The 378-nt window shown below is 40.2% G+C and carries 1 protein-coding gene; it reads right to left on the bottom strand.

Annotated elements, in window-relative coordinates; translation table 11 throughout:
- Nucleotides 1–134: 134 nt before the first annotated feature.
- On the bottom strand, nucleotides 135–378 hold a 244-nt coding region (locus tag BCT81_RS03775), incomplete at its 5' end, for a calcium-binding protein (RefSeq protein ID WP_133152530.1).

Genomic DNA, 378 nt, shown 5'->3' with positions numbered 1-378 from the left:
AGCTAAAGCAATCCTCTGATTTTTTTTCTCCTGATGACCGACTGCCACCTTTAAGCTTATGTTTCCTAGTAAGAGTCACGGAGCTCCTATAAAACAGCCATAATCATAGGATTATGGCTGTTATCTATTGGAAATTAGTTTTGATTACTAGCAACCAAAGGCGGTGATAAAACATCAACGCTAGTTAGAACCGAAGAAGTAGTCAGAGATAAATCAGAACCATCGAATGAACTCATAGATTGAACAAGTAGGCCCGTTTCGACCTCACTATATTCTGGTAGTTCGAGTAGTATAAATGTCGTCCCATCGGTTAAGACTACTTCTTCTATACAGTATTGGCTGTCCGTGTACGCATTCTCGATCGTAATCGAATCTCCC

Source organism: Vibrio sp. 10N.261.52.A1, assembly GCF_002876325.1.
GTDB classification, from domain to species: Bacteria; Pseudomonadota; Gammaproteobacteria; order Enterobacterales; family Vibrionaceae; genus Vibrio; species Vibrio chagasii.
The sequence above is the reverse complement of the archived record's forward strand: the minus strand, read 5'-3'. Positions and strand labels throughout refer to the sequence as shown.